Raw genomic sequence first — 15,163 nt, forward strand, 5'->3', positions numbered from 1 at the left:
TTCTTGTCAAGTTCTTCGCCACGTAAGTACTTTGCAATAATTTTACGACCAGAATGGTATATCTTTAGTGAACAGGAATAAAAAAAAGATTATGCTGCGAAAAGTATTATTAAAATTCCTGTATTTTCCTTTTAAATTATAAGGTTCAATTTCGTTGTATGTTTTTACTTTATTAAAATATATTCCCAAATATTTTCGACGAAACAATGATCGACCCATACCAAAAAGGTGATTTATTCGATCAATTACATTCAGAAAAACAGAGCCTAGAAGGGAATGACTATTGAAAAGTCCAGTCGAGAATGTTCCAAATGGACTTTTCAATCTGCTCAATATAAAACCAATACTATCGATAGGTATTTCAATTTATCATAATGCAAAAAAAACCGGGTATTTCACAACAGCCGGTTTAAATCACTATTAATATGCCTTAAGTCAAGATAAACTTGCGTTAATTTAAATAAAAATTGTTTCTTTTTTAATTCAAAAAATCACATAAACAAGTGAATTAAATATACAAAATTTTTTAAAAAAAAATTAACAAATAAAAAAATAACAAAAATTTTTACATAAATTATAAGCCCATAAATAAAGTAAGGCTAAACATTGAAGATAGTTTAATGGATTTTAATTTTAAAAATTCAAATCTATTATCAAAATACTTTATCACAATTTTTCTTTCAACGATAATAAATTAAATTAAAGAAAAAGTCATATACACTATTCTATTTGAAACACTACTATTGAAATCTCGAAAAAAAATAAGTAATTTCAGCTATGAAAAAGAAAGAACCAGAAATAGGCATTGTTATTGATCCCACTAAAGCTGAATTAGAAATTCTTCAGGCTATATGGGAGATGGGACCCTCCACCGTTCGACAAGTAAATACTTTTATAAATAAACGAAGATTTGTTAATTATAGTTCTACTCTTAAGCTAATGCAAATCATGTATGAAAAAAAACTACTTAAAAGGGACGAAAGTAATATGAAGCATATTTACGATTCTGCAATTGAAGAATATGAAACGAAAAGCCTTTTAATCGACAGATTTATAGGAAATCTATTTGGGGGGTCAGCTAGTTCTTTAATCTTGCAAATACTCGGTAATGAAAAAGCTTCACAAAACGATTTAAATAAAATAAAAAATATATTAGATAAAATGAAGAAGTAGTTGAGTATGAATCATTATTCAATCTTTAATATTTTGATACCATTTTCTGGGGAGCTATATAAAACATTCCTAAATACATTTTGGTATACATCCATCACTGTGGCTATTTTAGGGCTTATACTTTTTTTTGGTAAAACCATGTCCTCAAAGATTAGGTATTGGATTTTTTCTACTGCGCTAATCCTTTTGTGTTCTCTATACGTTTCAGGTTTCTTTTTGTTAAAAGACTCTATATCTATCAATTCGTTCGATACCCGGCACTCCATTTCTGTAGATAAAGTTTCAACCAACAATATTAATAGCCTGCCTGACAAATACTATGATACTATAGTTACGTTTATAGATTTCCATATTTCTGAACACGAAAATATAATTCTCACGATATGGCTTTCTATCATTTTAATCCAATTAATATTACTCGTATTGGAATTCAGACAAATATATGTTCTTAGCACTAGAAATCTTTCTCCCGTTAGCAATGAAATAAAAACGGTTTTGGACAATACCACAATCCAGTTAGCCATTTCAAAAAAAATACGTATTTACGAATCCAGAAAGGTAAAATCTCCTATTGTAGTGGGATTTTTTTCGCCAATAATACTCATTCCCTTTGGAATGTCGGTTAATATAAAAGAGGATCTTATTACCGCTATACTTGCACATGAATTGGCACACATAAGAAGAAAAGACTACTTATTTAACTTGTTACAAAGAATAGTTGAAATTGTTTTTTTCTTCAACCCCATTCTCAAGTGGATCTCTTCACGTATTAAATTCGAGAGAGAACTTTGTTGTGATAAGATTGCGTTAACTATTTCTGCAAAAACAACTTACATCGAAGCTTTGCTAGTGTGTGAAGAATACTCTCCAAACCGTCTATCATTCAGCTTCTCAAGCGGAGAAAAAAACATGTTATTGAAAAGAGTTGAATCGATAGTGGATCAAAAGAATGGAACTATTAATGGTATCGAAAAAAAAGCATTGTTGACCAATCTGCTATTTATTATTAGTATATCAGTTCTATTAGTGTTTTCTAAAAGTTTATCTAAAAAGTTTTATTCTGATTTATTTAGTTTTTATAAAACTACTCCTGCCACCAAAAACCTTCCCAGAGTCCAAAAAGATAAAGTCATATCATTATTAAAAGTAAATAACGTAAAATTTAACCCTCATTCGTTTTCTTTAAAAATAACAAATTATGCATTATACCTAAATGGAAAAAAACAAAGCAATAGTTTGCATAAAGAAGTTCTACATCACTATGTTACCGAAAGTCAAAGCAGGTTAAATTACACGTATACAATTAAAATCATCGATTAAATTCTTGGAAACGCTTGCCCGTTTTATAAATTAATAGAATCTATTAGTTTTTAAAAAAGATAAATAGTCATCTATTCCTTCCTCCAAGGAGAAAAGTTTTTTATCATACCCAAGTGATCTTAATTTCGAAATATCAGCCAAAGTATTGTACTGATATCTTTTTCTTAACGATAATGGCATCTCAATATATTCAATTGATGGATTAATCGACATGCCTTTAAATACAATTTTACTTAATTCAGCAAAAGTTTTCGATTGCCCAGTGCCAATATTGTATATCCCAGACGGAATCTTATTAGACAACATCCAGTAAATAATCTTTACAATATCCAAAACATATATAAAATCTCTTGATTGAGCACCATCTTCAAAATTGGTATGGTAAGACTTAAACAATTGAACCTTTCCTGTTGAAATTATTTGGTTATAACAATGATAAACCATACTTGCCATACTTCCCTTATGATATTCATTAGGACCATATACATTGAAAAATTTTAATCCAATGCATTCGGGATTATATGAATTTTGCTTCAAAATCCATTTGTCAATCTCGTTTTTAATTTGACCATAGGGGTTTAAAGGTTTTAATAGGTCTATTTCAGAATGGTTGTCTTTCAATGTTCCTTCACAGGTTCCGTATGTAGCTGCAGAAGAAGCGTATATTAATTTAATACCATAAATATTACAATATATCCATAATTTTTTTGTGAATAACTCATTGCAAATTTTATGGACTCGATAATCTAATTCTTGGGTATCCGTGTTAGCTCCTAAATGAATAATAGTTTCTATATCATTTTTATTTTTAGCAATCCAATTAAAAATAGAAATAGGTTCGATGCAATCAGCAAATTTTTTACCCTGTAAATTCTTATTCCCTTTATCAATAAAATTATCAACCAAAACTAAATTATCCAATTCTTTACTATTAAGGTAGCTTACCATACAACTACCAATAAAACCACACGCACCAGTGATTAAAATTTTCTTATTACACATTAGTCTATCTCATTAATTTTCATTATTTTACCGATTGTATTGGCAGTTGAGACATTTGGAATTAAGGGAATAATGACAATATCTCCCCCATTCTGTACAACCAAGGGCGACTCTTCTAGATCGCTTTTATCATAATTACCTCCTTTAACATAAATTTGCGGCTTTATGATATGAATAAACTCTAGCGGTGAATCATCCAATTCCCCGAATGTAAATATATGATCGATTGAACTCAAACCCGAAAGCACATCTATCCTTTGCTCCAGCGTATTGATAGGACGGCTTTCACCTTTTATTCTAGCTATACTCTCATCATCGTTTACCGCCAAAATCAATATGTCTCCCAGTTCTCTAGCTTTCCTCAAAAAACTAACATGCCCACTATTCAAAATATCGAAACAACCGTTTGTAAAAACAATCGTTTTGCCCTGCAATCTATATAGTTCGACCAAAGATTTTAATTGCACACGGTCGTATATCATTTTCTGATTTTTCGCAAAATATGCCACTAACTCATCTTTAGAACAAAATGCTGTCGCCTTTTTAGAGATCGCAACAGCTGCCATCGCAGATGAAATTTCTGCAGTTTCTTCAATCGATGCACCGACAAACAAAGAAAGTGTCATTGCACTAAAGTAAGCATCGCCAGCTCCAGACACTTGCTGGAAGTCAACCGGATATGCAAAACCTCTGCACTCAAATTTATCTTCAACAAAATACATTGCGCCATCTTTATCAAGAGTGACCGTAATGATTTTTGAATTAAATTTTCCAAAAAGTTCACTTCCAAGATTTTTCAATTGCTCTATTCTATTATCATTTTCCGGTCTAATCTGTAAAGCATTGATTACTTCAGAATAATTCGGCTTAACAACTGCAGGATTAATATTTCTAAACGCCGTCAGATTTTTTGAATCGATAGCAATAAAAACGCAGTATTGTTGCTTTAATTGCTCCAACTTCGATATTATATTCTCTGAAAAGAGCCCTTTGTTATAATCCGAAATTATTAACATATCGTATTTACAAAAATTCTGCTCCAAAAAGTTGATAAATTGCCATTCAAGTTTCGTTTCAAGCTGTACTTTCGATCCGACATCATAACGCACAAGTACCTGACCGTCAGAAACTACACGTGTTTTCAAGTTAGTTTTAAACGCTGTATTTCGAAGTAAAGTTGTTTCAATCTCTTCATTAGCAAGAAGTCGCTCAGCTAAATCAGCTTCTTGATCATCTCCACATATGCTGAAAAAACTTACTCGCGCTCCGAGGGACCTGAAATTCAAAGCCGCATTTGCAGCCCCACCTAGTGCTACTTTGGTACTCTGAACATCCACGACAGCTATGGGAGCTTCTGGAGCTAATCTCGAGCTGTTTCCTATTACAAATTTATCCAACATTAAATCGCCTATAACTAGAATTGAACAATTTTGAAATTCATTAATTATATTATAATAGTTCATCGAAACCTCTTTTTAACACGCTATATTTCTTTACTTTTTTCTCCTATAAACTTGAATTTACTGTTTTACCCTACCCTTTTCCTCATTTGCACCATCAGCAATATGTTCTCTCACCTTCTTTTTTCCCCCTCCAAACTGAATTGAATAGCTTACTGTAACTTTTCTGGTATCCCCCACATTTTTATAACTCGCTTCTGCTAAATTTAAATTTCGTATAATACCTTGATTGATATTCGTATAAAATATGTCATTAATTGCAAGGCGCAAATTAGATCTGGTTCCTATTTTTTTGGCTAATCCAAGGTTTAACGCCCATTTTTGCTTGTATTTAAATTGGGCATTGACTACATCAGTTTGATAATTTCCGTCCACCTGAATCGACCAATTCCTCGGAAGTTTGACTATACTCAAAGCTTGCAAATAGGCATTAACTCCATCAATATCCAAATAACCACCATAAAAGGGCCCTCTTGCTTTGAGATAATCTATGCTAGTAAAAAATTGAAAACTTAACCATTTTTTTAAATCGTAGTTTCCGTCAACTGAAAAACTTAAAATCTCGGTCGAACCAATATTCCCTGGCCTACTGTAATATATTCCATTGTTAATCTCGATAGTTTCACTAGTTTGATTGGTTGCCTTACTATAAGCAACTGTTGCCGTTGATCTTTTCTTAAATGTATACCCTAATTCAATCTTATTAGAAAATGACGGTAATAAAAAAGGATTTCCAGCCAAATAAGTAAATTTATCAATTGGGGTTAAAAAGGGATTCAAATCTTGATAATACGGACGATCTATACGACGTCCATAATTCAATTTAAGTTGATGATTAGACAACGTATCTACTGTATACATAAGATATATAGTAGGAAAGAAACTACCATATGATCGACTAAAAGATGAGTCAGGTTTATGCAAATTACCTAATTGATGTCCTTCTAACTCCGTCCTTTCATATCTCAGACCTAATTGAACATTGAATTTTTTATATTCCTTTTGTAGATTGAAATATAATGCTTGAATATTTTCCTTATATTTAAAACTATTCGTCTTATCAAAGTCTATGACTTTGGTTCCTGACTCTATATTATAGTAATCTGCAATATTATCCGTTGAAGTAAAACTCAATTTTCCACCCGCAGAAAACTTTATCGAATTAGGAAACGAATGGTTATAATCACTTTTTAATGAACGTATTTCAATGTCAGACTTTAGATATCCCAATAAGTTTTCATTCGATAATATATTGTTTTGACTGTCATAATTTATATTTTTAAAATCCTGGTTATTATCGGAGCTAAATTTCAAATAGTCCGCATCGAATGAAATATTTTGTTTTTCATTGAACTCATGTTTTAAATACATATTTATAGACCCATTTAAAAATTTCCCCTTTTCTGAGTTATTGGAATGTGTGGCAGAATCTATTTTTGACCCCAGATTTCTAAATTCACTCGTATTTGCAAATTTCAATTTCGGTTTTCTATAAACACCATTTAAAACTACGCCAATTGTTGTCTTTGGGGATAGATAATAATCAAATCCGATACTCTTTTGAAATTCATATCCCATTTTTCTTAAATCTGAATTTTGATTAAAAAACGATTTAAAAGTTTGATCATCATTAAAGTATTTACGTTCAATGGTTAAATCTGAGAAACCATTTCTATTTGAATAACCAAGATTACCATAAAAATTATATTTTTCCGTTTGATATGAATAATTAATATTATTAATAGTTGATGTATATTTATGTTGAGTCATGTTAAGGTTTAGTCCGATATTAAAACCTTCACTATTATTTCGTTTTGTCTTTATATTTAATACACCTGCATTCCCTGCAGCATCATATTGTGCAGGTGGATTAGTCATAATCTCTAATTGCTTTATAGATGAACTGGAAAGAGAGCGTAGGTAATTTTCGAGATCGGAGCCAGATAAATTAGAAGGCTTATCATTGATATACACTGTTACCCCGGCCCGCCCTTTTAGCGAAATTTCACCATTTTCACCGACCCTTAGTCCTGGAGACTTTTCAATTACATCAAGTGCTGTGCCACTACCTGTGTTTACAAGTCGATCTACATTCACGATTGTGCGATCTATTTTTTGTTCAACTAAAGGCCTATTTCCTTGGACCACAACTTCGCTAAGTCTTAAATCATTATTTAGGATTATATCTTGCACATTTAAGTCTTCATTTTTATCTAACACAACTACTTTATCATAATTCGTTTTTTGATTCAAATATGATACGACTAACTCATAATTCCCCTTCTTTACATTATTAAATAGAAATCTTCCCGCACTATCAGTTAACTCGACTTTTACAATTGTTCCTTTTTCTGCCAAATTTAAATAAACGCTCGCGCCCCGAACAGCCTTTAAATTTGAATCGAAAACGCGGCCATTAATATTCTGTCCATAAACGAAATCAACAAAAAAAACAAGTATTATATGTACCAAAACTGTAATTATTCTAATCATAATATATATATTTAGCAGTATTTAGTTTGTAGTGACCGAGTGCCGTATATCAAAAGATTTTCGACTATTTATTTTATACCTCTTCATAAGATTTTCAAAGAGTTCATCTGGCTGTCGTTCATCATTTATATAGATACCACTGTTGGTAAATCTCACGTTATAATTGTCATAATCATTTATCAATTTTCTTGCCTTTAAATATGTTATTAACTCGTTCGTGTCGAAAGTCGAAGACACCTCATCTATATTTTCGTTGTGCCCGCTAAGATTAACATGTTCTCCAGCACTTTCCTTTTTCGACGTTTGAAAATCACAGGAATAAACGCTGAACGAAAAAATTGCTATTATCAAATAATTACATTTGTTCTTAACCATCCACGAAACGGACTGGTCCTGTCTTTGATTGAAAAACTTAAAATCTCTACTTTTATAGTTGATCAGCACATTATTAATTCCCATAGTTTATAATTGCAATTATTTTTTTGTGTAAATAAAGGTAGGAAAAATTTCCTACTTTAAGTACATGAACTAGATTTTTAATTTTTTTTTCGCATGAACATTAGCCTTAAATAAAAGATATCTTTCTATGAAGAGTAATTTTAATCCTAACAAAAAAAATCCTGCGCGTGGGTATCTCGAAACAGTTTTTATTCCATTCATTAGGATCTTAACTTCTTCCTTACTGATATTTAAGGGAGGTAATAGACGATTTGACACACATAAAACACCGGTTTTATTAAAAAAAACATGACTTATAAGTGTGTCCGAAAGCTTTCTCCCTAAAAGACTGAAAGGGAACTTATTATAATGGAAGTCAAGCTTAATGTGGAGACCGTAAGTCTGTATATCTTTCAGGTTCCAAGATCTCTTTAATAAACCATTTTTATTCCTTTTGATATAAGCCTCTATTGATTTGACATTTTCAGAAAGATTTTCTTCTTCAATATAGGTAATGAGCTGAAATGCAAAATGTGCAGATAATTGAGATTTGAATTGACTTTCTAGCATGTTTACCAAATCTTCGTTTTTTGATTTTGCATCATTATAGACAGATTCAGAAAATAGAGTAATTGATATTGGGAAAATAGAGGCACTAAGAGCTTTTGAAAAAGTAACTATATCTGGTTTAATCAAATTGCCGCTGCTTAGAAAGGAACCTGTCCTATAGATCCCATTAAGAATTTCGTCTATTCCAATGAGATAGTTATATTTCTTTCGATTTTCATCTATTACTTTTATCAATTCGATATCAAGTGCAGTTAAATTTCTGCCCTGTATAAACTCAAACCAAACCATTGCAATATCATTATTCGAAATGGCTTTTTCGAAATCCTTTATGATACTACTTTTATTTGCATCTAATTCGATTTTGTCCTCATATAATGGCCCAAATACGGTATGATCTCCAGAAGTCAAATTAATTGATATCAATGATTTGCCCGAAAAATTACCTCTAAAATAGATTATCTTTCCATTTTTAGAGTTTGCGGTCAGCGCTATTCGAATAGCATTATCTACCGCTTCTGCCCCGCTAACTGCTTGGATAATTTTCGGAAGTCCTGTTCTGTTAAACATCAAGTTTTGTAGTTCTTGAATATAGTCAATCCCTTCCTTAAATCTCTGGAAAACAGAAAAGAGAAACTTTTCGTTATTATGCCCAATGTAATTACATCCACTTCCACCGAAACAGTCTAAGATCCGTTTACTTAAGGGATTTTTCAGAAACAGAAAACTACCAGATGCTTTTTCAAAGACAACATGCGACGTGATCATTAACATAGGTATTACTGCATAGGAATTTATACATCCTGTAGGAGGAAAATGCTTTTTTGGTAATTTTGGTTTCGAGTATTTCTGCTCACTAATTGACAAATTGTTATCAAGGATATTATGGTGTGTTCTTTGCAGTATTTCCTTAACACAACTTAATGCAATAGAATTGCCTCCATATGTATTTGTATGTAGTCCATAGGTGTTTTGAGAATTCCAAACTGAATAAATTTTAGATGTAATTGAAATTGCACCAAATGGAAATAGTCCGTGAGTCAGATTCTTACCCCAAATCACGATGTCAAAATTAGATATATTAATTTTACCTAATTGCTTTTCAAAATCGGATGTTTGAGAAACGTCCAAAATTTTAATAATATTATTTTTTTTCTTAGCCAAAAGAATATCATCTAATTCAATATTGAGGATTTCGCGCAATGGATAAATCACAATCACGGGTTCATTTTCGTAAATCTTTTTAAAACATGAACTTTTGTTTATTCTGAAAAAATTCGGTATTAGTACTTTCCCATCGTTCAAGCTTTGGTCAAATAAATAAGAATAATAATTTTCTGGATCATACAATATTGTAGTAATTAAGCTAGCCCTAACACCACCTGACGTAAGAGCATGTCGAGAAATCTTAACTGCTGAATGAATTGCTTCTATACTAGAGTTACAGAAATATGTAGAATATTGATTATCACCACGCCCTTGGCACAATAGGTCATTAAGCAAATCAGCAACTTCAAGATAAAGCGAATTAAAAGTATTAAAAGAAGACATAAAAGCAGGTCTTTTTAAACTTACGTTTTTTTGCAATAAAGATAATGTATCTACATGTTTTTGAGTGGATTGAAATTGTGTCATGACCTTATATTATTATTGAGAAAGTTCTTACCTGCATATAGAGCTAATCCAGAAAGTAGTCCACCGATTGCTCCGGAAACAAATAAACCAAGCAAAACATGAGTGAAGCTATATTGATCAATTAAGGCACCAGATTTTATCAAATAAAAAAAAATATTTGATAAAATCCACTGAACAAAATTTGTTAAAAAGCCTATAAAAAATATCCAAATTCCGCTGATCAAATTCCTATAGAAAATTCCTATAAAAAACAATGGTATAACGTAAAACCACCATTCCAGGCCGTTGATTTGCTTACTAACACAGGTTATAAAAAAAACTAAAATGGCCACTTTGATGAGATTATTTTTTCTATTCATCGTATAATGTTAGTTTACGCTCCGAACCATTAGATGCAGATTGTGCAGATTGAAAAAATTTGTGTTTATAAAATTTCCCTTGGTTCCAGCCAGTGATATTACTTCGGTAATATTTAGAACCGGGATTTCCGGATTGCCCGCCTGGAAAAATTCCGTAACCCACAGGTTCATTTTGATGTAATTCGACGATCATACGCCAAGATGGTCCCCAGGTTTTCGATATTGAATTGATTGCATCAGGATGTCCTGAAGAAAAGACTCTTAACTCACTCATTTCCTTCACCTTCAAAAGGTGATGGAAATTAACAGGATTATGTGTGCCCCATTTTGTACCATTTAAATCTTCCTCTTCAGCATATTCTGATATTGCGTTCCTAAATGCTTTCAATACAACCGCCGCCGCATTTTCTTTCACTTCCGTTGTCTCTGTTTCGTCGAAATAGGTATTATCTGGTTTTGTCTTAATCAATTTTAATAACACATCATCATTAGGACTTTTACCATAAGTTTTGAACTCGTCCCATGTTAGTTTCTTTAGGTTTTCCCACCACAGATAATAAAATCCAGCAATATCATTTTCATAATTAAAACTATAGTCCCAATGACTTAATCTAGAAATTACATTACGCTCTCTTTCATTAAGATTTTTTTGGTCGACGTATTGTAGTAAAACCGGAACCGATAAAGAGGCAAAGTAGCTCACATTGTCTAGCTGAATATCTTTCATCATATTAAGATCAAATTGCTTATTATGGTTCAAACGAGACATAATTTGTTTTGCTCTATTTTCAATGAAGTAACCATTATAATAGTATGGATAGAACCGATCTGTAGGAGTTTGATTTGCGGAAATTATAATTTGATTAGAGGGATTTTCAACATGTGGAAGTTCTTTTTCTGGAATGTAATTCTTATACAAGTGTTTTGATGTCGTGCCATCCAAAATAAATGCTCCCTGATTAATATATTTTATAGGATACTTTCCTTGCAAGAAGCCCGCTATATCGCCATTTGTGGATGCAAAGGTAAAATTTAACATCGTTCCCTCGAAATTTGAAATTGCCGTTTTAAACTCTTCCATATTATGTGATTGGTTAATCATCATAAATGCAGTAAGATCATTCGACGGTTCATGTAATTGCCAGCGAAGTGCATGATTATTCAAACTCGACTGAGGCTTGAAATTCTTATCATATACAATAGGTCCATGGCACGAATAATATGTAGTATCAATAAAAAATTGATCATTTTTAACTTTAATAGTATCGATAAACATCGATGTATTCTGCCACTTCCCGTCAATAAAATATTTAGAATAATCTGATGATATTTTCATTTTATACCAATCTTTTACATCCATGGCACCGTTTGTTATCCCCCAAGCGACTTTTTTATTATATCCGATCAGTATTGCGGGTATACCGGGTATTGTTACCCCATATACGTTCATTCCTTTACAAACAAGTTGCATTTCAATCCATATCGCAGGCAAACTCAAGCCTAAATGAGGATCGTTACTTAAAATCGGAGATCCACTTTTTGTTTTCTTAGGCCCCACTACCCAGCTATTGCTTCCAAAATTTGGATTAAACGCAACTTGACTTTCATCCTTTATTTCATGAAGAAGAATATGATCTAGATACTCCAAGCCTAACGAATCGTTTAATAAGTCTAGAAATTTATTATGTTCGTATCTAGCTAATGGCTCAATATCCTCTGCTGGACTTGAAAACAGCTCTTTGAAGTCACCTTCAGACAGGTTTTTTTTTAATTTGGTTAACTTCTCATCTTCTTCGTAACCTGATAAATTGCCAATCATTGATTTCATTACAAGAACAGTGTTTAAACTTGTCCATTTTTCAGGTCTATAGCCTAACATTTTAAATTCAATTGGCATTTGTCTATCATCAAGCGCGTCCACGTACGCATTTACACCTGCAGTAAAAGACTCCAAAATATTTTTCATAGCAGGATCCTTTTCCATGTGTTGTAATGTTCTTTTTGCCGCTATGAGATATCCCAATCTACGTTGATTACGATCAAAATCTAAATAATCTTTTGATAAAATTTCAGACAGGCTTCCTTTTGTACTTCTAACGATAAAGTCCATTTGCCACAATCGTAATTTTCCCATAATATATCCTTGCGCAAAAGCTAAGTCGGAAAAATCGTTCGCAAAAATATGGGGTACCATTCTCTCGTCAAAAAATATATTTACGCTATCTTTAAGTTTAAAATCTACTTTTACGGCATTATTCTGATCAGTATCTCCTTCATTTTGAACAATACCGACATAAGGATCAAGTACCCTTCCCAATGGGGGAAGCATGAAAAATCGATCTGACAATATAAATATTAATATTACAATGATGCCTATTGAAAATATCTGGTCAAATACTTTTTTCATTTATGTTTCTGTGATAAAGTGAATAATAGGTTTTTATGATCTACCTTTGCAAGCATTTATGAGCATTTCAGCAGTATAATGATCGGTGGAGAGTCTGGGAATATCATCTCGTTCACCAGAAGGCAGTTCCAATAGCACACCAATCGTGTTATTTTTTTGAATATAGAGACATTTTACGAGTGGCGACGCACCCCACCATAAATTAATATTATAACGTTCTGAACCATAATTTCCTGTGTAAACGATAATTTTAGGATAGGAAATGTACTTGTTGTTTTCTATTAGCGCGTTGAAGATAGACGAAGCACAATGCATTAACCCGCTACACGGTCCAATAATAAGTTCAACTCTTCTTGAACTAAGTAGGCTTAAATCATGCCTTAACGAATTTCCATTGGCAAATATGAGACGACTGGATAAACTAGAATTTAACCAAATATTATAGTAACTTTGTTTACCAATATTTAATTCATCAAAGATTAATATTTTCCTTAAGGGATCCTCCAATAAAAGCTTTTTTAATAAATCGAATTGTACTTCTTGCTTCAACAGTTTATTTTTGACTGCTGAGGAATCGACATAAACAACAAGCTTTTCATTATCCTTTACACTTTCATTATTGAACCAGTTCTCAGCACTTTCGATTTCCCTGTCATCCAAAAATATCTTTGAAATATGCAGAGCGCTCAAATATTGTTTAAGTTTAATATCTGTCGAAAAAACAAATTTGTTGTTAACGTTTGGCTTGAGAACAGTTTCAGATAGGGATATAACTGCAGTTTTCCAATCGTTAGATGTGTTTACAAAAAAGTATTGGTTGTATAGTGAGTCCAAAAATTTGCTTTCATCTGATGAAATCAATAAAACCAGATCAAAATGTTTTAATTTTACTTCTTCTAATGAGGACAATATTGAAAAGGTTTTAATATAAGGGTTTCCAGGCAGTAGTGACTCTATAAACCGTGTATTTTGCCACCCCAAAAAATTTATATCCAGATGTTTAATATTGTAATAATTGCAGACATGCCGAAATTTATCAAAGATCAGACAACAGTCTCCTAAAAGCGTAATTTGCTCGGTGAATAGTACCAGTATTTTAGGTTGGGCTTTATTTTGTAATTGAGTATACGCCTTATCGATTGCTGCGTAAAGAGTATTATAATCCATAAGTTCTTAGCTTAAATATCTTTTATTAAAGAGCAGTTCTCTATTTATAAATCCGAAGAGCTGATTGCTATTGTATTCACTACATGGAAGAGCGTTATTTTCGTTATTAGACATATTTCCGCTTAATTGAGAGAGTTGAAGAAGCATATTTTGGTTATTTTGTGTCTTTAGCAACAAACATTTAATTAATGGCGAGCTTCCCCACCAAAAATCAACCCCCATTTCAGGAGCTTCATATATGCCGGTATACACTATCATTAAGGGCATCATTTCGATACTCATCCCCTTATTAAAAAAATGGTTATATACACTGGAAGAACAATGCATAATACCAGTGCATGGGCCAAAAATCATTGTAATAAAGCTAGAACCTAGTAGAGAAATGTTAAATCGCAATGATTTTCCTTCACTAACAATTAATCGTGAGATTAGATCTTCTCCTAACCACTCTTTATAAAAGGCTTTTTTTCCAATCTTGTTTTCATCAAAAATTAATAATTTTACGTCTGGTAATTGCAGGAGCGACTTTAATAACTCAAAGTATTCTACCAAATTCATTAGCTTACTTCGTGCGGAAGACGAATCCACCATTACAAACACTTTGTCTCCTTCTTTTACACCTTGCTCTAAAAACCAACCCTCGCCTTGGTCGATTTCATCCGTTTCTAAATAAATCTCGCCGGGTCCCAAATTTTTGACAACATCTAAAATTTTAGGATATTCAGGAAAAACAAAGTTGGAATATTCCTCCTTTTTTAATGTAACACTCGAAATTGAGTAAATTTTTGCACAAAATTTGTTTGACATAATATCGTCCTGATAACGAAGGCACAAATACTCAAGAAGTTGATCTTCAGAATGAGCTATTACAAAAACGATATCATAATCTTCAAAATTTATTGAATCCCAATTCTTATTCTCAAGCCGTATATAAGGGTTATTAGTTAACAATGTTTCGTATAAAATTTTATTTGAATCATTTGTATAATTGAGTATAATTTCAGAGCATTGGAAATAATCATTTATATAACGAAATTTATTAAACCTGAAACAACAATCCCCAATAAAATTCATCTTTTCGTTATCTAGCATTAATACCGAATCAATTTCAGATTTGTTATAGGTTGAATTACATTGAATAA

At 31.9% G+C, this 15,163-nt stretch carries 10 protein-coding genes; 2 read left to right on the forward strand and 8 right to left on the reverse strand.

Annotated features, from left to right (window positions below):
* The first annotated feature begins 777 nt into the window (after positions 1-777).
* Together CBM24_RS21640 and CBM24_RS21645 are read left to right on the forward strand one after the other, a co-directional pair.
* The gene (locus tag CBM24_RS21640) at positions 778-1,173 is read left to right on the forward strand and encodes a BlaI/MecI/CopY family transcriptional regulator (RefSeq protein WP_088162692.1); all 396 of its coding nucleotides are present in this window, start codon (positions 778-780) and stop codon (positions 1,171-1,173) included.
* A 6-nt stretch (positions 1,174-1,179) separates the two neighbouring features.
* Complete coding sequence (locus CBM24_RS21645) at positions 1,180-2,493, forward strand: M56 family metallopeptidase (protein ID WP_088162693.1); 1,314 nt, start codon at positions 1,180-1,182, stop codon at positions 2,491-2,493.
* Positions 2,494-2,523: 30 nt separating this feature from the next.
* Here the strand turns inward: CBM24_RS21645 and rfaD are convergent, their stop codons facing one another.
* The 8 genes from rfaD to CBM24_RS21690 all read right to left on the reverse strand — a co-directional run bounded on the left by rfaD (position 2,524) and on the right by CBM24_RS21690 (position 15,113).
* Positions 2,524-3,495, reverse strand: coding sequence for an ADP-glyceromanno-heptose 6-epimerase (gene rfaD, locus CBM24_RS21650; RefSeq protein WP_088162694.1), 972 nt, complete (start codon positions 3,493-3,495; stop codon positions 2,524-2,526).
* On the reverse strand, positions 3,495-4,958 hold the full coding sequence (locus CBM24_RS21655) for a PfkB family carbohydrate kinase (RefSeq protein ID WP_088162695.1): 1,464 nt from the start codon (positions 4,956-4,958) through the stop codon (positions 3,495-3,497). The genes rfaD and CBM24_RS21655 overlap by 1 nt, the downstream gene beginning before the upstream one ends.
* Positions 4,959-5,015: 57 nt before the next feature.
* On the reverse strand, positions 5,016-7,448 hold the full coding sequence (locus tag CBM24_RS21660; protein ID WP_088162696.1) for a TonB-dependent receptor: 2,433 nt from the start codon (positions 7,446-7,448) through the stop codon (positions 5,016-5,018).
* A 528-nt stretch (positions 7,449-7,976) separates the two neighbouring features.
* Positions 7,977-10,088 (reverse strand): aminotransferase class III-fold pyridoxal phosphate-dependent enzyme, encoded by a 2,112-nt coding sequence (locus CBM24_RS21670; protein WP_088162698.1) that lies wholly within the window; start codon positions 10,086-10,088, stop codon positions 7,977-7,979.
* Positions 10,085-10,447 carry a hypothetical protein gene (locus CBM24_RS21675; protein ID WP_088162699.1) on the reverse strand — a complete coding sequence of 121 codons (363 nt, stop codon included), beginning with the start codon at positions 10,445-10,447 and terminating at the stop codon, positions 10,085-10,087. Before CBM24_RS21675 ends, CBM24_RS21670 begins: the two co-directional genes overlap by 4 nt.
* Positions 10,440-12,854: a penicillin acylase family protein gene (locus CBM24_RS21680; RefSeq protein ID WP_088162700.1), complete on the reverse strand. Its 2,415-nt coding sequence runs from the start codon at positions 12,852-12,854 to the stop codon at positions 10,440-10,442. Before CBM24_RS21680 ends, CBM24_RS21675 begins: the two co-directional genes overlap by 8 nt.
* A gap of 33 nt (positions 12,855-12,887) precedes the next feature.
* Entirely contained in the window at positions 12,888-14,021 is a 1,134-nt protein-coding gene (locus CBM24_RS21685) for a hypothetical protein (RefSeq protein ID WP_088162701.1), read from the reverse strand.
* A 6-nt stretch (positions 14,022-14,027) separates the two neighbouring features.
* Positions 14,028-15,113, reverse strand: coding sequence for a hypothetical protein (locus CBM24_RS21690; RefSeq protein WP_232475600.1), 1,086 nt, complete (start codon positions 15,111-15,113; stop codon positions 14,028-14,030).
* Positions 15,114-15,163 lie beyond the last annotated feature (50 nt).

The organism is Sphingobacterium sp. G1-14 (genome assembly GCF_002196555.1).
Classification (GTDB): Bacteria; Bacteroidota; Bacteroidia; order Sphingobacteriales; family Sphingobacteriaceae; genus Sphingobacterium; species Sphingobacterium siyangense.

Excerpts from the sequence above, each read along its gene's own strand:
- CBM24_RS21655 (WP_088162695.1), bottom strand. The coding sequence starts at position 4,958 with ATGAACTATTATAATATAATTAATGAATTTCAAAATTGTTCAATTCTA.
- CBM24_RS21670 (WP_088162698.1), bottom strand. The coding sequence starts at position 10,088 with ATGACACAATTTCAATCCACTCAAAAACATGTAGATACATTATCTTTA.
- CBM24_RS21675 (WP_088162699.1), bottom strand. The coding sequence starts at position 10,447 with ATGAATAGAAAAAATAATCTCATCAAAGTGGCCATTTTAGTTTTTTTT.
- CBM24_RS21685 (WP_088162701.1), bottom strand. The coding sequence starts at position 14,021 with ATGGATTATAATACTCTTTACGCAGCAATCGATAAGGCGTATACTCAA.
- rfaD (WP_088162694.1), bottom strand. The coding sequence starts at position 3,495 with ATGTGTAATAAGAAAATTTTAATCACTGGTGCGTGTGGTTTTATTGGT.
- CBM24_RS21680 (WP_088162700.1), bottom strand. The coding sequence starts at position 12,854 with ATGAAAAAAGTATTTGACCAGATATTTTCAATAGGCATCATTGTAATA.
- CBM24_RS21660 (WP_088162696.1), bottom strand. The coding sequence starts at position 7,448 with ATGATTAGAATAATTACAGTTTTGGTACATATAATACTTGTTTTTTTT.
- CBM24_RS21640 (WP_088162692.1), top strand. The coding sequence starts at position 778 with ATGAAAAAGAAAGAACCAGAAATAGGCATTGTTATTGATCCCACTAAA.
- CBM24_RS21645 (WP_088162693.1), top strand. The coding sequence starts at position 1,180 with ATGAATCATTATTCAATCTTTAATATTTTGATACCATTTTCTGGGGAG.
- CBM24_RS21690 (WP_232475600.1), bottom strand. The coding sequence starts at position 15,113 with ATGCTAGATAACGAAAAGATGAATTTTATTGGGGATTGTTGTTTCAGG.